Source organism: Desulfovibrio sp. (genome assembly GCF_014803725.1).
Classification (GTDB): domain Bacteria; phylum Desulfobacterota; class Desulfovibrionia; order Desulfovibrionales; family Desulfovibrionaceae; genus Desulfovibrio.
The window spans coordinates 1-18,116 of sequence record NZ_JAAVBE010000020.1; the positions used below are offsets into that span (position 1 = coordinate 1).

Below are 18,116 nucleotides of genomic sequence, written 5' to 3' on the forward strand. Positions count from 1 at the left end.
GCTGGCAAGGAAGATAAAAATTTCCGAAGGGAGTGTACTTAAGTACTCGACCGAGGAAATTTTTCTCTGACGCAGCCAGCACCGAAAAGGCTGTTTTTGACGGATAATTTCGGCATTACCCGCGCAGCACAGCGAGCGCACCAATTCGCAACTATAATAAGGCCTTCGCGGAAAGGGTGTGGCGACGCGGCTCACCCTTCAAGCCAGAGCCGCAGCACAGGCTCGCGGCCAAAGCGGACATTCCCGGGAGTAATCCCCAGGGCGCCCCAACGCTCGCGCAATTCGCCGCCATGGCCCCAAAAGTGCCCCTGTGCCTGGGCCGGTACGTCGAGATGGAGGGCGCCCGCACCTTCATGACGACGCAACGTCCGCACAAGCTCCCGCACTTCCAGCCACAGGGCGCGGCCGAGCACGCGGCTCCCCAAGGCCGGATGCCACGGGCCGGCCACGAGCGCCCGGCTCAGATCCTCACCCGGCGCCACGCCCATGCGCAGCACAAGAGCGCCGGCCTTCCGGGCCATGCGCCAGCCCTGCGCCAGCGTGTCCAGCGTCAGCGTGAGATCCCACGACAGATACTCTCCGGCGCGCCAGAGGCCCGCGAGCCCCGTGCCTTCGAGCACGAGGCAAGGGTAAAAACGCAAGGCCCGCGCCCCGGCTTCGAGGGCCGCGCGCACATCGGCGAGAAAGACCTCCGATGTGACGCCCGGCATGCCGGGCAGAAGCTGAACGACGAGCGCGAGTCCGGCAGCCTTCACCCGCGCGCAGGCCCGCTTCGCCTCCCCGCCCGTGTAACCGCGGCCCGTGAGGGCGAGCGCCCGGTCGGAAAAGCTCTGCACGCCCAGTTCCACCGTGGCGCAGCCCGCGCCCGCGAGCCGGCTCAGGACGGCGGCGTCCACGCAGTCGGGCCGCGTGGAGCAGCGGAAAGACGAGGCAAGGCCCGTAACCTGCATTTCTTCGGCAAAGGTGAGGCAGAGGTCGAGCGCTTCAGGGGGAAGCGCGGTAAAAGTGCCGCCATAAAAGGCGAATTCGGCCGGTGGCAGCCCCCGGGCCGCGCGCCGCTCGAGGCTTTGGCGCGCCTCGGCCAGCAGGGGCGCGAGGTCGGCTGGCCCCGGGGCGCGCCTCCCGGTCTGCGCCTCCTGCGAGCAGAAGAGGCAGCGCCGCGGGCAGCCGAAAAAGGGCAAAAAGACCGGCACGATGGCACGGCGCGGCGGCGCGGGCCACGTCACGACGACGGAAGCGAGCGGCCGGGAGCGGTGGGTGGGCATCATGATACGGACAGTCCGAAAACAGGGATCGGCAACGGGCATCTCCCAGCATGGGCTCCGGGCCCCCGGGAAAAGAGGCCGGCCGCCCGCAAGAAAGCGCTTGCCCCTTGCGGGCATTCCGCGTATTTTCCTACAAGAAATCTGTGCCCGTGGGAAGCGGCATGGCCCTCCCGGCACCAAGGCAGCCAGGCCAATGCAAGACCCGGGCAGGATGTGGAGAACCTGCCATGAAAAAAACTCTTACGAAAGCGGACATTGTGGAGGCCATCTACGAAGAGACCGACAAGAACCGCGTCGATGTGAAACAGGTGGTTGAGAAGCTGCTGGAGATCATGAAGGAGGCCATCAAAAAAGACCGTTCCCTGCTCATCAGCGGCTTCGGCAAATTCGAGTGCTACGAAAAGGCGTCCCGCAAGGGGCGCAACCCCCAGACGGACGAGACCATCACCCTGCCGCCGCGCAAGGTCATGGTGTTCCGCCTCTCCCGCAAATTCCGCGCGGAGCTCAATTCCTGAACCCAGAAGGCCGTGCCGGTTCGCCGGCGCGGCCTTCTCCGCTGTATGGGGCCGTGAGCACCCCCCAAAGCGCAGGGTGGCGCGCCGGCCGGACGCTTTTCCTGCTTTCCGGGCGCCGTTCTCCCTGTGTCGTCCCGCCCTAACCCCGCACAAGGACGTTCCCGTCTGCGCGAAAAGGCCGCTCCGGCATGCCGAAGCGGCCTTTCCAGCAAAAAAGCGTCTTCTGAAAAGAGGTTGCGGACGCTTGCTTATGCGACCACATTGAGCTTGGCGCCGATGCCCTCGGCCGCGAGGCCCTGGCTGCGGAGCATCTGCTCCATTTCCGCGCCTTTTTCCAGCGAGCCGTTGATGAGGTTCGCGGTCATGCTGGCCTGAAAATTCATGGCCTCTTTGGTCACGGCCACACTCATGCCCATCTGTACGTCATCCATGACATCCTCCGGCCGCCCTCGGGCGGCGCTGTTTATTGGTCTTCGTCCTCCTTTTCGGCGCAAGCGCGGGAAACTTTAGGGGAGTTGCGGGCCGGCCGCGCCGCGTGTACACAGGGGAAAGATGCTCTGGTGTACTGCGCCGTTGGGAGATCTTCCTTAAGTCCGTCTGGAGCGAAGCGGAAGACGGGTGCTGGTGCCGGAAGAATCCTAAAAAATAAGATTCTTCGGTGCTTGCAAGGAAGAAAAACAATTTCCGAAGGGAGTGTACTCAAGTACTCGACCGAGGAAATTTTTTTCTGACGCGGCAAGCGCCGGAGAGGCTGTTTTTGACGGAGACTTTCGGCAATACACAGGCCGCACAGCTGCGCAACCAACGCAAAAGCAGAACAAAGCTCAAAAGGATGCACCCATGGCATTTTCCCTCGGCGGAAGCGGCGTGCACGCCACGCTCGACGCGGTGACGGAACGCCTCTGCCGCCCCGAATCCCTCGATGCGGTCTGGCACCGCCAGGCCCACGGCGCGCCCATGCCCTCGCTGGAGACTCTGCGCGAGGTCATGGGCCGGCTGCGCGCGGCCATCTTCCCCGGCTATTTCGGGCCGGTGCGCGTGGGCCGCGAGTCCATGCGCTACCACCTCGCCGCCAATCTCGACACCATCCTGCGCCGCCTCGGCGAACAGGTCGTGAGCGGCCTCTGCTTCGACTGCGCGGACAGCGAGGACGACTCCGCCTCCGGCCCCTGCGGGCGCTGCGAGGAGCGCGGGCTCGCGGCCGCCCTCGCCTTCATGGAGCGCCTCCCCGAGATCCGCCGGCTGCTCGCCGGCGACGCCACCGCCGCCTACGAGGGCGACCCGGCCGCCAGGAGCCCCGGCGAGACCATCTTCTGTTATCCCTCGCTCACGGCCATGTTCCATCACCGCGTGGCCCACGAGCTCTACAGGCTCAAGGTGCCGCTCATCCCGCGCATCATCGCGGAAATGGCGCACTCGGCCACGGGCATCGACATCCACCCCGGCGCCACCATCGGCGAGGAATTCTTCATCGATCACGGCACGGGCGTGGTCATCGGCGAGACCTGCGTCATCGGCCGCGGCTGCCGCCTCTACCAGGGCGTGACCCTGGGGGCGCTCTCCTTCCCCAAGAACCTGGACGGCACGCTGACCAAGGGCATCCCGCGCCACCCCGTGCTCTGCGATGACGTGACCGTCTATGCCGGGGCGACCATCCTCGGGCGCGTCACCATCGGCGAGGGCGCGGTCATCGGCGGCAATGTGTGGATAACAGAGGACGTGCCGCCGGGCGCGCGCATCTCCCAGAAAGGGAGCAACAAGGGCCGGAAGCCATGAACGAGGAACGCGGCCGGCGGCGGCGCGTCCGCACACTCGCGGGCGCCGTGGCGCTCCTGCTCTGCTGCGCGCTGCTCGCGGCCTGCGCCGGGCAGGGCGTGGAGGTGCGGCCGCGCGGGCAGACCGTCATCAGCGTGGGCACGGGCAGCCGCTGAACGGAGGGGCTTTCAGCGTGCGCCGCGCGTTTCGTGATACACGGCGGGCACCATGTACATGAGGCTCATCTGGCCGTGGGTGGGCGCGTACTGCGTGGCCACGAGGGTGGAGCCGAGGTTCCAGAGGCGCGAATCCTCGCCCTCGCCGGCCGCGGGCGTGCCGAAGCGGCCCTCCACCATCTTGAGGATGGCCTCGGCCTGGGCCTTGTCCGGCGCGGGATAGTCGATCTTGATGAAGGCGAGCCGCGCATCCTTGCCGCGGCCGTAGCAGACGGCCATTTCGGTGGCGCCGGGCACCACGCGGCTGGCGTCATAGGTGTCGCAGATCTTGCTTGCATCCTCGCTGCGCGGCGTGGCCCCGGCCTTGTGCAGGGCCTCGCGCATGCCGGCGCGCGTGGCCGTGTCGAGCTTTTGCCCGAAGAGCACCGCGGGCGGCTGGCCCTCGGGCGCCATGAGCCTCAACTCCTCGATGGCCGCCGGGAGGCCCTCCATGGCCGCGGCATAGAGCAGCAGGCTCGCGCGCTGCGGATTGACGGCCACGCCCCGGCCCACGCGGTAGAAATGCCCGAGCCGCCCAAGCGCCTCGCGCTGCCGCTGGGAGGCGGCGCGGCTGTACCAGGCGGCGGCAGCGGCGTCGTCGCGGGGCACGCCGCGCCCGTGCTCATAGAGAAAGCCGAGATTGTACTGCGCCTCGGGCTGGCCCTGGCGCGCGGCGAGGTCGAACCAGCGCGCCGCCTCGGCCGGGTTGGCCTCCATGCCGCGCCCCTGCTCGAGCATGCGGCCGTAATTGCTCATGCCCGAGGCATTCCCCGCCTCGGCGGCCTTGGCGAACCAGTGGAGCGCCCGGCCCACATCCGGCTCCACGCCCTGGCCCTGGTCATAGAGGACGCCCAGGTTGTTCATGGCCTGACCGTCGCCCTCTTCCGCCAGTTTCTCCCAGATGGCCCGCGCCCTGGCAATGTCGCCGGCGGCAAAGGCCCGCGCCGCGTCCCCGGCCGGCCCTTCGGGCCACACGGGCGCCGGGGGCTCGGGCAGCGGTGCCGGTGCGGCAGCGGGAGCCGGGCTTGCCGGAGCCGGGGCCGCTGGCGCCTTCGCGCCGCCCTTCTGCGCCGCCCAGGGCACGCCGGGGGCCAGCGCGAGCGCCAAGAGCACGGCGCAGGCCAGCGCGGTCTTTTTTATCAGGGAAAACACACCATTCATGGCCGGTCCTTCCTCGGGGCGCCAGCTTCACTCCCGGGCGGCCCGGCGTCCGGCGCCCGCTTGGTGCAGCCGAGGCGCATGAAGTCCGTCTCCGGGAGCGGGGTCAGGCGGCTGTCCGGCACGAGCACATGCCCGGCCCAGCCGCTGATGACCGCATCCAGCTTTTCCATGTCCACATAGGCGAGCAGGGCCGGCCAGCGGTCGGCCATGCGGCGCAGGATGCGCGCATAGCTTACTTCGCCGCCGTGAAAGCCGTCAATGAATTCGCAGTCGCCGGAGGCGAAGCCGCGTGCGTCCGTGCAGTCGAGGGCGTCGATGCCGCGGCTTGCCAGCGCCTCGCGCAGGCGGAAGAGATGCGGCCAGGCCTCGGGCGTTTTGCGCATGGCCTCAAGCACCCGGGGGGAGAGCGGCGCGATGAACACGAAGGTCTTGACGCCCCGGCTGCGCAGCCGGCACCAGATCTCGGCGAAGGCGTCCAAATGCGCCTCCGAGGGGCCGACCTGCCCGGGCCGCGCGCGGTAAAAGGCCTTGGTGCCCCCCGCCACCTGCGCGAGCGTGTCGCGGAACTGGAAGTCCAGCGGGCGCTTCTGGCCCGTGGCTTCGGCGGTGGAATACCACGAGCCGTCCGGGCCGAAGCCGTCGTCGGTCTGCTGTGCCATGATGCCGAAGCGGTCGGCCCGAAAGCCCGCGCCGAAGAGGCCGAGCAGCGGCGCGGCGAGCTCAGCCGGGGAGATCTTGCCCTCCAATAGCCACTGCCACGGCTTTTTCAGGCTCGAAAAGCCGTAATTGTACGACCCGCTGGTGGGGGGCACCTCCTTGAAGGGCTCGGCCTCCCACTGCGGCAGGAACCACCAGAAATCGAGGCCCAGGATGACCGCTCCGGGCTTGTGGATGCGCAGCATGGCGTCCACGGTGGAGCGCAGCACGGCGAGATTGCCCGCCACGCCGCCCATGTTGCAGAAGGGCTTGCGGAACCAGGCCCCGCGGAACTGCATGACCCGGGAGGAACCCACGGCCGCGATGTCCGGCTTTATGGCCGCATAGAGCCTGAGCTTGTAGTCCACGAAATCCTGCGACACGCCGGAGCCGAACAGGGCGAAGCGGCCGGAACTTTGCGCGGCCACGGCGCGCTCCACGGCGGCGTCGCCGCTTGCGTGCAGCCACCATGCCGCATAGGGCGCGAGCACGAGCAGCCCGAAAAGCCCGAGCCCCGCCAGAATGAGAAAATAGCGGGTGAGCCATGCCGCCGATTGCGGCGCTTGCGTGGTCTGTGTCTCCGTCGCGCGCATGTCTGTCCCGCCTAGAACTGGAAATAGAGAAACACGGTTTCCCGCGAGGCCAGCACCAGCGCGGCGAAGGTCAGCACGGCCATCGCTGCGGCCCACCCGGGGCTCGGACGCCAGTGCAGGAAGGGCGCCCCCCCGTCCTTGCGCCCGTATACCACTTCCTGACTGTTGGGGCAGCACCAGACGATGACGCCGCACACGGCGAGCAGCGCAAAGGGCAGCCAGCCGCTGAAAAAGCGGTTGGGGAGGAGCGCGGCCATGAGGCTCTCCGGCGATGCCGGGTCGAGCCGGGCGAGAAAGCCCTCAAGGCCGGCCCCGGCGTCCGGCGCCATGAGCGGCGGCCACACCTCAGGCCCGGCGCCGGCCATGGCCGTGTAGATGGTCATGGCCGTGTCGAGGTTTGGCGCGCGGAACACCACCCAGCAAAGGTTGATGCAGGAAAAGGTCAGCACCACGCAGAAAAGGCGCCCGGGCGCCCGCGCAAGCAGCCGCTCGGCCAATGTCCCGCGCGTACAGGCGCGGAAAAAGTGGTTCACCGAGAGCATGAAACCGTGGAGCGCGCCCCAGATGATGAAGGTCCAGCCGGCCCCGTGCCACGCGCCGCCGATGAGCATGGTCAGGAAGAGGTTGGCATACTGGCGCAGGCGCCCGCGCCTGTTGCCGCCGAGCGGGATATAGAGGAAGTCGCGCAGCCACGCGCCGAGGGTGATGTGCCAGCGCCGCCAGAAGTCCACGATGCCCGTGGCCCTGTAGGGCGAGGCGAAATTCTCGGGGAGCCTGAGCCCGAGCATGAGCCCGAGGCCGAGGGCCATGTCCGTATAGCCGGAAAAGTCGAAATAGAGCTGGAAGGTATAGGCGAGCGAGCCGAGCCACGCCTCCAGCGTGGAGGGCCAGATCCCCCGGGCTGCGGCGTTGAACACGGCGTCCGCATAGGCCCCGATGCTGTCCGCGAGCAGCACCTTCTTGCCGAGCCCGAGGGCCAGCAGGGTGAAGCCGCGGGCGAGGTTTTCGGCCCGAAGGCCAGCGAGCGCCCCCAGTTGCGGGCCCATCTGGCCATAGCGCACGATGGGCCCGGAAATCACCCACGCGAAGCAGGAGGTGAAGAGCGCGTGCGCCGCAAGGCCCTCGGGCGCCGTTTCGCGCCGGTAGACGGCCACGAGCCACGCGATCTGGATGAAGGTGTAAAAGGAGATGCCGAGCGGAAGCCCCTGCGGCGTGAAGCTCCAGTCCGTCCCGCAAAGCCTTGCCGCGCAATCAACGAGAAAGCCCGCGTACTTGAACCAGAGGAGCGGCAGCAGGTTGCAGGCGAGGGCAAGAACGAGCAGGCCCTTGCGGGAAAGGCGGCGTTTGCCCGCGCCCTCCTGCTGCGGCTCGGCGAGCGCCGTGCCGAAGGCGTGGTTCATGGCGATGAGGCCGAGCAGCAGCACGAGGAAGCCGAGGCCCCAGAAGGCATAGAAGACGAGCGAGAGCGCGAGCAAAAGCCAGCCGAGCGCCTGCGCGGGCTGCGCCGCCGCGCGCGCCGTGAGCTGCCACGCCGCGAGGGCGAGCGGCAGGAAGCAGAAAAGGAAGCTGTAGGAGCTGAAGAGCATGTTGATCTGCCTGCGCGCCCGCGGGAAATTTCAGGCTGCGCCCGCGGCCTCAGCGGACTGCCTGGCCCCGGCCCGGCCCCAGCGGGAAGAAGTCCTCGGCGGCCACGCTGAAGATGATGCCCGAGCCCGGCTCTTCAAGGCAGGGCGCCGTGCGCACGGCCTCGAAGATGGCCGGGGCCGTCTCGTCGGGCGCGAGCACAAGCAGCACTTCCTTTTCCGGCACGATGGTGATGCCGAAAAAGCTGGCGTCGGCCTCGGTGCCGGTGCCGCGCGCCTTGAGGATGGTGCCGCCGCCCGCGCCCGCCGCCCTGGCCGCGGCCATGAGGTCGTCGGCGTAGCCCGCGTTGACGATGGCGAAAATGAGCTGCTGCCCGGCGGGCTTTTGCCCGGCTGTGTCGTGCATGGCCTCCCCCTGGGGACGCCCGCGCTCGGCGGGCTTTTCCGGCTTCGGCGCCGCTGTCGACAGGGCGCCGCGGACGATGGCGTTGACATTGAGAACGATGCCGATGCCCGTGGTCTTGCGGAAGACCTCCGGCGAGCTTCGCACCGCGGCGATGATTTCCTGCATGTCCGGCGCGGGCGCCAGCACGAAGACAAGGTCTTTTTCGGTATCGGCGAGGCAGAGCAACTGCAACAGGCGGCTCGCCGCGCAGCCGCGCCCGGTGAGGATGGTGCCGCCACGCGCGCCGGCCGCCCTCGCCACGCGCGCCACGCGGTCGCCAGCGCCGTGGCGCGTCACCACGATGAGCAGCCTGCCGTGGGCGAAGCTCGGAAAATCACTGGTCATGCGCCCTCCCCGCCAGTCGGGGCTGTGGGCCGGGGCGCGCCCGAAAGGCGCCGCGCCGCCCTGCCGTAAAGGATGCCGAGCGCCTGGATAGCGATGAGCGGCGTCATGGCGATGAGCGCGATAACGCCGAAGGCGTCGGTGATGGGATTGCCCCCGAGGCCGCCGGAGGCGCCCAGGGTGAAGGCGAGGATGAAGGTCGAGGCCATGGGCCCCGAGGCCACGCCGCCCGAGTCGAAGGCGATGGCCGTGAACATGGGCGGGCACAAAAAAGTCAGCCCCAGGGCCAGCGCATAGCCCGGGATGAGGAAGTACCAGAGCGAGAGCCCCCCGGCCACGCGGAACATGGCGAGCCCCACGGCCGAGGCCACGCCGATGCAGAGCGTGACGAGGATGACCCGGCTGCGCACGCTGCCGCCCGAGACCTCCTCCACCTGCGCGGTCAGCACCCACACCGCGGGCTCGGCGAGCACGGCCAGCGCGCCGAGCACCACGCCCGTGACCATGAGCATCCACGCGGGATGCGTCACCGCGATGATCCGCCCGAGGGAAGTCCCGGCCGGGATGAAGCCGCCCTTGACGCCCACGAAGAAGCAGACCAGGCCGAGAAAGGTGTAAACGAGGCCCATGATGACGCGCACCATGCGCATGCGCGTCATCCGGCGCAAGAGGAAGAGGCGGAACGCGGCGAAGAGCACGACGAGCGGCGCCAGCGCCATGCCCACTTCAGAGGCCGTGCCCGGCACGAGGGCGAGAAAATGGGCCGCGAGGCCGGCCGCGCCTTCTTCGGCCAGGGCCGGGGCGGCGGCGCCCGCGCCCCTGTGCAGCATGCCCAGCAAAAGCACGGAGAGAATGGGGCCGATGGAGGCGAGCCCGATGAGCCCGAAGCTGTCGTCGCGCCCGTCGCCCCCGCGCACGGCGGCCACGCCCACGCCGAGGGCCATGATGAAGGGCACGGTCATGGGCCCGGTGGTGGCGCCGCCGGCGTCGAAGGCCACCCCGAGAAAGGCCGGGGCAGTGAAGGCCGCGCAGGCGAAGATGACGCCGTAAAAGAGGAGCAGGAGCAGCCGGAGCGACACCTGGAAGACGATGCGGGCGAGCGCCACGGCCACGAAAAGCCCCACGCCCACGGCGATCATGCCCACGAGCACGAGGTGCGAGATGCCCGGGTCCACCGCGGAGACCTGCTGGGCGAGCACATGCACGTCCGGCTCGGCCACGGTGATGAAGAAGCCGATGACAAAGCCCGCGCCGAGGAGGAGCGGCAGGTTGCGCCGCGAGGTGAGCGCCGAGCCCGCGCGGCTGCCCACCGGCACCACGCCGATCTCCGCGCCGAGCAAAAACACCGCCAGCCCCAGGATGAGCAGCACGCCCCCGGCGAGAAAGCGGCCAAGCTCGTCCCCGAGCGGCGCGGCCGTGAAATGGAGCAGCCAGACCACGCCCATGACGGGAATGACCGAAGTGGCCGCTTCTTTCAGTTTCTCGAGCAGGATCATGTGCCCTCACCCCGCGAAGCTTTTGTCGTCCTTGATGTATAGGAAAAAGGATGCGCAGGGTCAAGGCGCGGGCGGCTGTCCCAAGTTCTACAGTGATAATGGTCTAGAAGACCGTTGACAGCCCTTCCTTAAATCCGTCTGGAGCGAAGCGGAAGACGGGGGCTAGTGCCGGAAGAATCCTAAAAAATAAGATTTTTTGGTTCCGGCAAGGAAGAAAAATAATTTCCGAAGGGAGTGTACTTAAGTACTCGACCGAGGAAATTTTTTTCTGACGCAGCCGGAACCAAAAAGGCTGTTTTTGACGGATACTTTCGGCATTACCCACTCAGCCCAGCCACACCACCACTCGCACATACCAAAGCCTACGCTCTACCACGCGGAGTACCACCGCGCCGACGGCTCTGCTGCCCGCGCCGGCTTGCCATTCCGCCCCCGAGGGGGCATACTGCCGAATCCCCGCTCGCATGCGGGCTCCCACCCCCAAAGGACGCCCATGAAGCCCATCACCCTCCAGCGCCGGCCGCGCGGCAAAAAGTCCCTGTGGCGCGAATATGCGGAAGCGCTCGCCGTGGCGCTCATCCTGGCCTTCGTCATCCGCACCTTCATCGTCCAGGCCTTCAAAATCCCGTCGGAATCCATGGTGGGGACGCTCCTCGTGGGCGACCACCTGCTCGCCAGCAAGTTCGCCTACGGCGTCAAGATCCCCTTCACCGACACCTATCTCTACGAGGGCGACGAGCCCGCGCGCGGCGACATCATCATCTTCCGCTATCCCAACGACAAAAGCGTGGACTATATCAAGCGCATCATCGGCGTGCCCGGCGACGTCATCGAGGTGCGCGACAAGCAGCTCTACCGCAACGGGCAGCCCGTGAAGGAGAGCTACATCCGCCACAGCGACCCCACCGGCCGCGAGCCCGTGCGCGACAACTACGCGCCCGTGACCGTGCCGCCGGGCAAGTACTTCGTCATGGGCGACAACCGCGACAATTCGCTGGACTCACGCTTCTGGGGCTTTGTGGACAAGAGCGACATCAAGGCCAAGGCCTGGCGCATCTACTGGTCCTGGGGCGGGCTTGACGACATCCGCTGGTCGCGCATCGGCCAGAAGCTCCTCTAAGGGCCGGCGGCGCGCGTGATCGTCCGCCTCTTGAGCGGCGCCCTTTCCGGGGTGGACGCCTTCCCCGTGGAAGTGGAGGTGGACTACGCCCGCCAAGGGCTCCCCGGCTTCAGTCTCGTGGGGCTCCCCGAGACCGAGGTGCGCGAGGCGCGCGACCGCGTGTTCGCCGCGCTTCGGGCCAGCGGCTTCAAGCTGGCGCCCGCCCGCGTCACCGTCAACCTCGCCCCGGCCGGGCAGCGCAAGTCCGGCGCGGGCTATGACCTGCCGCTGGCGCTCGGCCTGCTCGCCGCCGCCGGGCTCGTCCCGGCCGAACGCGCGGAACGCCTCGTCTTCACGGGCGAGCTCTCCCTCTCGGGCGGGCTTCGGCCCGTGCGCGGCGTGCTGCCGCTGGCCCTGCTCACGCGGGAGCTCCATGCCCAAGGCCGCGCCGACGGCCTCGTGGTGCCGCCAGCCAATGCCGCCGAGGCCGGCGTGGTCGCAGGTCTTCCGGTCATCGCGCCGCCAAGCCTCGCGGCCTGCGCGGCCTTTCTCGCCGGGGAGGACGCGCCCGAACTTCCTCGCCGGGCCGAGCCAGCAGCCCCGGCCGCCGCTCCCGTGCCGGACTTCGCCGAGGTCAAGGGGCAGGAGGCGGCCAAGCGCGCCCTTGAGATCGCCGCGGCCGGCGGCCACAATATCCTGCTCGTGGGGCCGCCTGGCAGCGGCAAGACCATGCTCGCCCGGCGCCTCCCGGGCATTTTGCCGCCGCTCTCCTTTGAGGAGGCGCTGGACGTGACGCGCATCCTGAGCGTGGCCGGCAAGCTCGCGCCGGATTCGGGCCTCGTCACCGGGCGCCCCTTCCGCGCGCCGCACCATACCGTCTCGGACGTGGCCCTCGTGGGAGGCGGGCGCACGCCGCGCCCCGGCGAGGTGAGCCTCGCGCACCGGGGCGTGCTCTTCCTTGACGAGCTCCCCGAATTTCCGCGCGCCGCGCTGGAGGCCCTGCGCCAGCCGCTGGAAGACGGCGGCGTCACGGTGTCGCGCGCCGCGGGGAGCGTGACCTATCCCGCGCGCTTCATCCTCGTGGCGGCCATGAATCCCTGCCCCTGCGGCCATTATGGCGACAGCGTCCATGCCTGCACCTGCCGCCCCGAGGAGGTGGCGCGCTACAGGCGCAAGCTCTCCGGGCCGCTGCTCGACCGCATCGACCTGCATGTGGACGCGCCGCAGGTGAGCTATGCGGAGTTCCGCCCGGGCAGCGCCAGCGTGCCCGAACGCTGGAGCAGCGCGGCCATGCGCGGGCGCGTGCTCGCCGCCCGGGCGACGCAGGCGGCGCGGGCTTCCGCTGAAGGCGACGCCCCCGCGGCTCCCGCGCTCAACGCCACCCTTTCCGGGCGCGCGCTGGAATGCCACTGTGCCCTGGACGCGGCCGGCCATGCCCTCATGGAGGCGGCCATGGACCGCCTCGGCCTCTCGGCCCGCGCCTGCACGCGCATTCTGCGCGTGGCCCGCACCATCGCCGACCTCGAGGGCGCCCCCGCCATCGGCGAGGCCCACCTTGCCGAGGCCGTGGGCCTGCGCATCCTCGACCGCCAGGGCGGGCGCGCCGGGCATTAGGCCTCCCTCACCTCCCCGCCCGGGCTTCTGCGCCGGGGCGCTTGCACCGCGGCTTTTTTTCACGTATCGCATACGCTGACGGGGCGCGCTCGGCACCCGGCGCTCCGCCAGACTTACGCCTCAAGGAAAGGATCATGACTACCGCCCCCAAGAGCAAACATATCCCCCGCGCCACCATCCAGCGGCTCGCCATCTATGTGCAGGTTCTGGAAAACCTTGCCCGCGACGGCGTGGAGGTGGTGTCCTCCAATCCCCTCGCCGAGGCCTGCGGCGTCAACGGCTCGCAGGTGCGCAAGGACCTCGCCTATTTCGGCGAGTTCGGCGTGCGCGGCGTGGGCTACCGCGTGGACGTGCTCATCGCGGCCATCAAGAACGCCCTCGGCGTCAACCGCGAGTGGCGCATGGCCCTCGTGGGCGCGGGCAATCTCGGGCGCGCCATCCTCAACCACGGAGATTTCCGCGCGCGCGGCTTCAATATCGTGGGCGTTTTCGACTGCGACCCCTTCAAGATCGGCGAGATCATGCACGGCCTCGAAGTGCGCTGCACCGACGATTTGCCCGCGTGCGCGCCCGAGCTCGACATCCAGATGGGCATCATCACCACCCCGCCGGAACGCGCCCAGCGCGCGGCCAACCACATCGTGGAGGCGGGCATCACCTCCATCCTCACCTTCGCGCCGGCGCGCATCAAGGTGCCCGAGCATGTGCACGTGGAATATGTGGACTTTTTCCACCACCTCTATGCCCTCGCCTTTGCCCAGACCCAGGGGGGCCGCGCCTAGTGGGCGCGTGGAGGCCCGCCGGAGCGGGCCTTGCCGACGCCCTCGCCTTTCTGAGCCGCTTCGCCCTGCCGCGTACGGGCGCCACCACGCCGGGCCCCAACGCGCCCGGGCTTGACCGCGCCCTCGCCTGGTTCGGGCCTGCGGGCCTCGTGCTCGGTTGTATCTGGACACTCCCGGCGCTCGCGCTGCCTGAACTTTTCGCCTGGGGGGTGGGGACGGCCAGCCCCTCCCCGCAATGGCCGCAGGCCCTGCTCGCCGGCTGGATCTGGCTCTTCCTCTCGGTATGGACGACCTTCGGGCTGCACTGGGACGGCACGGCGGATTTGGGCGACGCCGAGGGCAGCGGCGCCACGGGCGAGCGCTTCCGCCAAATCCTCGCCGACAGCCGGCTCGGTGCCTTCGGGGCCCTGCGCCTGCTCCTCGTGTTCGGCGGCGAGTGGTGCTGCGTGAGCTGGCACGCTGCCCGCGTGTTCGCGGCACAGTCCCCCGCGGAAGCGGCTGCCCTCGCGCTTCCGCTGGCGCTGGCCCCTGCCTGGGGCAGGGGCGCTGCCGTGCTGCTCGCGCACATGGGGCCGCCCCGCCAAGGGCCCGGGCTCGGCGCCTTGGCCTGCGCCGCCGCGAGGCCCGGGCTACACGCGCTCTACCGCATTGCCGGCCTGGCCGTCTGCGCGGGCCTCGTGATGCTCGGGCTGCCGCTCTGGCGCGCGGGCCTTTTGCTGGTGGCGCAGATGCTCCTCCTGCGCCGCGTGACAGGTCTCGCCCGGCGCGAGGGCGGCCTTTCCGGCGATTTTTTCGGCGCCGCCATCGAGGAAGGCACCCTGTGCTTCCTGCTCTTCACCCTCTAGCCGCTCCCCCCCAGCACAAGGAGAAACCCATGCCCGTAAGCCCCCGCGATTTTCAGGCCCTTGTCCGTGAGGCGCGCACCTGCCGCCGCTTTGTGGAAGATGCGCCCCTCAGCATGGCCGACCTCGAATGGCTCGTGGACTGCGCCCGCGTGACGCCCTCGGCCCGCAACGCGCAGGTCCTGCGCTTCATCCTCGTGACACACGGCCCGACCTGCGACGAGCTCTTCAGGCTCACGCGCTGGGCCGGCGCCCTCAAGGACGCGGGCACGCCCAGGCTCGGCGAGCGGCCCACGGCCTTCATCGCCATTCTGGCCCCCGCCGAGGGCGCCAAGCTCGCGCCCTATGACGCGGGCATCGCGAGCGAGACCATCCAGCTCGCCGCCACCACCCAAGGCTGGGGCTGCTGCATCATCTATTCGGTGGATCGCGCGGCCGCGGCGCCGCTGCTCAAGGTGCCGGCGGGCATGGACATCCCGCTGGTGCTCGGCCTCGGGGTGGCGAAAGAGGAGCGCGTCATCGCCGAAATGCCCGCGGACGGCTCCTTCAACTACTGGCGCGACGCCCAGGGCGTGCACCATGTGCCCAAGCGCAGCCTTGAGGAGCTTGTCGTCGGCCGCTTCGGCGCCTGAACCCGCACCCCCACCGCGCAAAAAGACTTTGAGGATGCCGGATTTTCTGGTATCCTCAACGCGTTGCGGCAAGGGCCGGCCCGGGAACCAGCCACCTCCAATCAAGGCGGAGCCATGACCGAAGACAACGCGACAGGCGAGCGCGGGCTCAAGTACGGGCGCGTGCTGCTCAAGCTCTCTGGCGAGGCCCTGGCCGGCGCCCACAAGACCGGCATCGACCCCGAAACCGTGGCCGCCGTCTGCGAGGAGATAGGCTCGGTGCTCGACATGGGCGTGGAGATGGCGCTCGTCATCGGCGGTGGCAACATCTTCCGCGGGCTTTCCGGCTCGGCCAAGGGCATGGAGCGCTCTTCCGCCGATTACATGGGCATGCTGGCCACGGTGCTCAACGCGCTGGCCGTGCAGGACATGCTCGAGAAGCTGGGCTATCCCACGCGCGTGCTCTCGGCCATCAACATGAAGGAAGTGTGCGAGCCCTTCATCCGCCGGCGCGCCCTGCACCACCTTGAAAAGGGCCGCGTGGTCATCTGCGCGGGCGGCACGGGCAACCCCTATTTCACCACCGACACCACGGCGGCCCTGCGCGGCATGGAGCTCAAGTGCGACGCCATCATCAAGGCCACCAAGGTGGACGGCATCTATGACAAGGACCCGGCCACCAACGCCGACGCCGTGAAGTTCGACCACATCAGCTACGAGGACACCCTGCGCCGCCGCCTCGGCGTCATGGACGCCACGGCCTTCGCGCTCGTGCGCGACAATCATGTGCCCATCATCGTCTGCCGCATGTTCGGGGGCGACATCAAACGCGCCATCCTGGGCGAGCCCGTGGGCACCATCGTCCGCGAGGAGTGAGCGCCCCCGGGACCTCGCGCGCCATCAAGCCGGGGCCAGCCCCGCAAGGAAGAAGCCATGGACATCGACACCACCCTGCTGGACACCGAAGACCGCATGGAAAAGGCGCTCGCCTCCCTTGAGCGCGACTTCGCCAAGCTGCGCACCGGCCGCGCCTCCACGGCGCTTGTGGACGGCATCAAGGCCGATTATTACGGCACGCCCACGCCCATCAGCCAGATGGCCTCGGTGGCCGTGCCCGACAGCCGCACCCTCACCATCCAGCCCTGGGACAAGGGCGGCATGGCCGCGGTGGAAAAGGCCATCCTCAAGTCCGACCTCGGGCTCACGCCGGTCAATGACGGCAAGATCATCCGCATCTCCATCCCGCCGCTCACCGAGGAGCGCCGCAAGGAGCTCGTCAAGGTGGCCCGCAAATACTGCGAGGAGGCCAAGGTGGCCGTGCGCAACGTGCGCCGCGACGCCAACGACAGCCTGAAGCGCGCGGAAAAGGAGAAAGAGATCACCGAGGACGCGCTCAAGCGCGCCACCGACGAGGTGCAGAAGCTCACCGACCGTTTCGTGGCCGAGGCCGACACCCGCTGCCAGGCCAAGGAAAAGGAAATCATGGACATCTGACGTGGATGACATGAGCGGGACACAGGAGGGTGCGGAAAAGCTGCCCAAGCATATCGCCATCATCATGGACGGCAACGGCCGCTGGGCGCAGGCGCGCGATCTCCCGCGCACGGCGGGGCACCGCGCCGGGGCCGACGCCGTGCGCACGGTGGTGCGCGAATGCCGGCGCCTCGGCATCCCGCACCTCACGCTCTACGCCTTTTCGAGCGAGAACTGGAAGCGCCCCAAAACCGAGATCAGCGCGCTCTTCGGGCTTTTGCTCGAATTTCTCGGCGCGGAAGTGCCCACCATGCTGGAGCAGGGCATCCGCCTCAAGGTCCTGGGCGACCTCGACGGGCTGCCGCTCGCGCAGCGCACGGCCCTGCGCCACGCCATGAACCGCACGGCCGCAGGAAAGGACATGACCCTCAACCTGGCCCTCAACTACGGGGGCCGGGCCGAGCTCGTGTGCGCGGCCAAAAAGCTCGCCGCCGAAGCCGCGGCCGGCGCCTTGGCGCCCGAGGCCATCACCGAGGGAACACTCGCCGACCGGCTCGACACAGCCGGCCAGCCCGACCCGGACCTGCTCATCCGCACGAGCGGCGAACAGAGGCTGAGCAACTTCCTTCTTTACCAGTGCGCGTACAGCGAGCTCTGGTTCACGCCGGTGCTCTGGCCCGACTTCGGGGCCGAAGAGCTCGCAAAGGCCCTCAAGGACTATGCCGGGCGCTCGCGCCGCTTCGGCAAAACGCGGGAGCAGGCCGATGGCTGTTGACCATGCTGTGGACCTCCGCCGGACCGTCACCGGTCTCATCCTGGCGGCGGGGCTGCTTTTGGTGCTCTGGTGCCGGGGCTGGCCGCTTCTCGGCGTCATCCTCCTCGTGTCGGCGCTCGGGCTGTGGGAATTCTATTCCCTCTTTTGGGGGCCGCGCGGGCGCATCCTGAGCCGCATCTGCGCCATCGGCCTCGGCTGGGCCATGCTGGTGCTCACCTGGATGCACCGCCCGCAGGACGCGCTCGTGTGTCTCGGCGCGGGCTTCGTGCTCGCCGCGCTCTCCTTCCTCTTCCGCTGGGACGTGGTGGAGGAGGAAAACGCCTTTTCGGCGAGCGGCATCTTCATGGCCGGGCTTGCCTATGTGCCGCTTCTGCTGTTGCCGGCCACCTATCTCTCCACGCTCAAGCTCATCTTCGTGCTCGCCGCGGTGGCCGCGTCCGACACCGCCGCCTATTTCGTGGGCACGCGCTTCGGCCACCACAAGCTCTGGCCGCGCGTGAGCCCCAACAAGAGCTCCGAGGGCGCTGTGGGCAGCCTCGTGGCCTGCGTCATCTTCTGCGCCGTCTACGGCGAGATCTTCGGGCAGGCGGGGTGGTTCGCCTTCGCGCTGCTCGGCGTGGCGGTGAACGCCTTTGCCCAGCTGGGCGACCTTTTCGAGTCCGCGCTCAAACGCTCGGTGAACGTGAAGGATTCCGGCTCCATCCTGCCCGGGCACGGCGGCGTGCTCGACCGGGCGGACAGTTTTCTCTTCGCCATGCCCATGGTGGCGGTGGTGGACCAGTGGTTTTCCTTCTTCTGAGCCGCGCGCCCAGGCGCGCCGCTGACCGCAGCTTTGGGGGTCAGCGCCCGTGACC

General features: G+C 68.8%; 19 protein-coding genes. 12 read left to right on the plus strand and 7 right to left on the minus strand.

Annotated features, from left to right (window positions below; translation table 11 throughout):
* Positions 1-191: 191 nt before the first annotated feature.
* The gene (locus HDR50_RS06975) at positions 192-1,268 is read right to left on the minus strand and encodes a radical SAM protein (protein WP_291357232.1); all 1,077 of its coding nucleotides are present in this window, start codon (positions 1,266-1,268) and stop codon (positions 192-194) included.
* 224 nt (positions 1,269-1,492) lie between these two features.
* Between HDR50_RS06975 and HDR50_RS06980 the strand changes: the two genes are divergently transcribed.
* Positions 1,493-1,780, plus strand: a complete 288-nt coding sequence (locus HDR50_RS06980; RefSeq protein WP_165078801.1) for an integration host factor subunit alpha — start codon at positions 1,493-1,495, stop codon at positions 1,778-1,780.
* A 248-nt stretch (positions 1,781-2,028) separates the two neighbouring features.
* Here the strand turns inward: HDR50_RS06980 and HDR50_RS06985 are convergent, their stop codons facing one another.
* Positions 2,029-2,211 (minus strand): hypothetical protein, encoded by a 183-nt coding sequence (locus HDR50_RS06985; RefSeq protein ID WP_291357235.1) that lies wholly within the window; start codon positions 2,209-2,211, stop codon positions 2,029-2,031.
* A gap of 409 nt (positions 2,212-2,620) precedes the next feature.
* On the opposite strand from HDR50_RS06985, the gene epsC reads away from it, so the two are divergent.
* Positions 2,621-3,556: a serine O-acetyltransferase EpsC gene (gene epsC, locus HDR50_RS06990; RefSeq protein ID WP_291357237.1), complete on the plus strand. Its 936-nt coding sequence runs from the start codon at positions 2,621-2,623 to the stop codon at positions 3,554-3,556.
* On the plus strand, positions 3,553-3,711 hold the full coding sequence (locus HDR50_RS06995) for a hypothetical protein (protein ID WP_291357239.1): 159 nt from the start codon (positions 3,553-3,555) through the stop codon (positions 3,709-3,711). Before epsC ends, HDR50_RS06995 begins: the two co-directional genes overlap by 4 nt.
* Positions 3,712-3,723: 12 nt before the next feature.
* Here HDR50_RS06995 and HDR50_RS07000 read toward each other — a convergent pair whose 3' ends face one another.
* Genes HDR50_RS07000 through HDR50_RS07020 form a run of 5 tightly spaced genes read right to left on the minus strand, consistent with a single transcriptional unit; the run spans position 3,724 to position 10,066 of the window.
* On the minus strand, positions 3,724-4,911 hold the full coding sequence (locus HDR50_RS07000; protein WP_291357241.1) for a tetratricopeptide repeat protein: 1,188 nt from the start codon (positions 4,909-4,911) through the stop codon (positions 3,724-3,726).
* Positions 4,908-6,200: a hypothetical protein gene (locus tag HDR50_RS07005; protein ID WP_291357243.1), complete on the minus strand. Its 1,293-nt coding sequence runs from the start codon at positions 6,198-6,200 to the stop codon at positions 4,908-4,910. The genes HDR50_RS07000 and HDR50_RS07005 overlap by 4 nt, the downstream gene beginning before the upstream one ends.
* 11 nt (positions 6,201-6,211) lie before the next feature.
* Positions 6,212-7,786 carry an MBOAT family O-acyltransferase gene (locus HDR50_RS07010; RefSeq protein WP_291357244.1) on the minus strand — a complete coding sequence of 525 codons (1,575 nt, stop codon included), beginning with the start codon at positions 7,784-7,786 and terminating at the stop codon, positions 6,212-6,214.
* 49 nt (positions 7,787-7,835) lie between these two features.
* Entirely contained in the window at positions 7,836-8,573 is a 738-nt protein-coding gene (locus HDR50_RS07015) for a P-II family nitrogen regulator (protein ID WP_291357246.1), read from the minus strand.
* On the minus strand, positions 8,570-10,066 hold the full coding sequence (locus tag HDR50_RS07020) for a DUF1538 domain-containing protein (protein ID WP_291357248.1): 1,497 nt from the start codon (positions 10,064-10,066) through the stop codon (positions 8,570-8,572). Before HDR50_RS07020 ends, HDR50_RS07015 begins: the two co-directional genes overlap by 4 nt.
* Positions 10,067-10,559: 493 nt before the next feature.
* Between HDR50_RS07020 and lepB the strand changes: the two genes are divergently transcribed.
* The 9 genes from lepB (at position 10,560) to HDR50_RS07065 (ending at position 18,061) form a co-directional block, all read left to right on the plus strand.
* Positions 10,560-11,186 (plus strand): signal peptidase I, encoded by a 627-nt coding sequence (gene lepB, locus HDR50_RS07025; RefSeq protein ID WP_165078793.1) that lies wholly within the window; start codon positions 10,560-10,562, stop codon positions 11,184-11,186.
* A gap of 15 nt (positions 11,187-11,201) precedes the next feature.
* Entirely contained in the window at positions 11,202-12,779 is a 1,578-nt protein-coding gene (locus HDR50_RS07030) for a YifB family Mg chelatase-like AAA ATPase (protein WP_291357250.1), read from the plus strand.
* 134 nt (positions 12,780-12,913) lie between these two features.
* Positions 12,914-13,561, plus strand: a complete 648-nt coding sequence (locus HDR50_RS07035) for a redox-sensing transcriptional repressor Rex (RefSeq protein WP_291357252.1) — start codon at positions 12,914-12,916, stop codon at positions 13,559-13,561.
* Positions 13,561-14,406 (plus strand): adenosylcobinamide-GDP ribazoletransferase, encoded by an 846-nt coding sequence (locus HDR50_RS07040; RefSeq protein WP_291357254.1) that lies wholly within the window; start codon positions 13,561-13,563, stop codon positions 14,404-14,406. Before HDR50_RS07035 ends, HDR50_RS07040 begins: the two co-directional genes overlap by 1 nt.
* Positions 14,407-14,435: 29 nt before the next feature.
* Positions 14,436-15,035 carry a nitroreductase family protein gene (locus HDR50_RS07045; protein ID WP_291357256.1) on the plus strand — a complete coding sequence of 200 codons (600 nt, stop codon included), beginning with the start codon at positions 14,436-14,438 and terminating at the stop codon, positions 15,033-15,035.
* A gap of 114 nt (positions 15,036-15,149) precedes the next feature.
* The gene (gene pyrH, locus HDR50_RS07050; protein WP_291357258.1) at positions 15,150-15,890 is read left to right on the plus strand and encodes a UMP kinase; all 741 of its coding nucleotides are present in this window, start codon (positions 15,150-15,152) and stop codon (positions 15,888-15,890) included.
* Between the two features lie 57 nt (positions 15,891-15,947).
* Positions 15,948-16,508 (plus strand): ribosome recycling factor, encoded by a 561-nt coding sequence (gene frr, locus HDR50_RS07055; RefSeq protein WP_291357260.1) that lies wholly within the window; start codon positions 15,948-15,950, stop codon positions 16,506-16,508.
* A 10-nt stretch (positions 16,509-16,518) separates the two neighbouring features.
* Positions 16,519-17,262, plus strand: a complete 744-nt coding sequence (locus HDR50_RS07060; protein WP_291357262.1) for an isoprenyl transferase — start codon at positions 16,519-16,521, stop codon at positions 17,260-17,262.
* Complete coding sequence (locus tag HDR50_RS07065) at positions 17,252-18,061, plus strand: phosphatidate cytidylyltransferase (RefSeq protein ID WP_291357264.1); 810 nt, start codon at positions 17,252-17,254, stop codon at positions 18,059-18,061. Before HDR50_RS07060 ends, HDR50_RS07065 begins: the two co-directional genes overlap by 11 nt.
* The last annotated feature ends 55 nt before the right edge of the window (positions 18,062-18,116 follow it).

Excerpts from the sequence above, each read along its gene's own strand:
- HDR50_RS07015 (WP_291357246.1), bottom strand. The coding sequence starts at position 8,573 with ATGACCAGTGATTTTCCGAGCTTCGCCCACGGCAGGCTGCTCATCGTG.
- HDR50_RS06995 (WP_291357239.1), top strand. The coding sequence starts at position 3,553 with ATGAACGAGGAACGCGGCCGGCGGCGGCGCGTCCGCACACTCGCGGGC.
- epsC (WP_291357237.1), top strand. The coding sequence starts at position 2,621 with ATGGCATTTTCCCTCGGCGGAAGCGGCGTGCACGCCACGCTCGACGCG.
- frr (WP_291357260.1), top strand. The coding sequence starts at position 15,948 with ATGGACATCGACACCACCCTGCTGGACACCGAAGACCGCATGGAAAAG.
- HDR50_RS07060 (WP_291357262.1), top strand. The coding sequence starts at position 16,519 with ATGAGCGGGACACAGGAGGGTGCGGAAAAGCTGCCCAAGCATATCGCC.
- HDR50_RS06980 (WP_165078801.1), top strand. The coding sequence starts at position 1,493 with ATGAAAAAAACTCTTACGAAAGCGGACATTGTGGAGGCCATCTACGAA.
- HDR50_RS07000 (WP_291357241.1), bottom strand. The coding sequence starts at position 4,911 with ATGAATGGTGTGTTTTCCCTGATAAAAAAGACCGCGCTGGCCTGCGCC.
- HDR50_RS06985 (WP_291357235.1), bottom strand. The coding sequence starts at position 2,211 with ATGGATGACGTACAGATGGGCATGAGTGTGGCCGTGACCAAAGAGGCC.
- HDR50_RS07020 (WP_291357248.1), bottom strand. The coding sequence starts at position 10,066 with ATGATCCTGCTCGAGAAACTGAAAGAAGCGGCCACTTCGGTCATTCCC.
- HDR50_RS07065 (WP_291357264.1), top strand. The coding sequence starts at position 17,252 with ATGGCTGTTGACCATGCTGTGGACCTCCGCCGGACCGTCACCGGTCTC.
- HDR50_RS07010 (WP_291357244.1), bottom strand. The coding sequence starts at position 7,786 with ATGCTCTTCAGCTCCTACAGCTTCCTTTTCTGCTTCCTGCCGCTCGCC.
- HDR50_RS06975 (WP_291357232.1), bottom strand. The coding sequence starts at position 1,268 with ATGATGCCCACCCACCGCTCCCGGCCGCTCGCTTCCGTCGTCGTGACG.
- lepB (WP_165078793.1), top strand. The coding sequence starts at position 10,560 with ATGAAGCCCATCACCCTCCAGCGCCGGCCGCGCGGCAAAAAGTCCCTG.
- pyrH (WP_291357258.1), top strand. The coding sequence starts at position 15,150 with ATGACCGAAGACAACGCGACAGGCGAGCGCGGGCTCAAGTACGGGCGC.
- HDR50_RS07005 (WP_291357243.1), bottom strand. The coding sequence starts at position 6,200 with ATGCGCGCGACGGAGACACAGACCACGCAAGCGCCGCAATCGGCGGCA.
- HDR50_RS07045 (WP_291357256.1), top strand. The coding sequence starts at position 14,436 with ATGCCCGTAAGCCCCCGCGATTTTCAGGCCCTTGTCCGTGAGGCGCGC.
- HDR50_RS07035 (WP_291357252.1), top strand. The coding sequence starts at position 12,914 with ATGACTACCGCCCCCAAGAGCAAACATATCCCCCGCGCCACCATCCAG.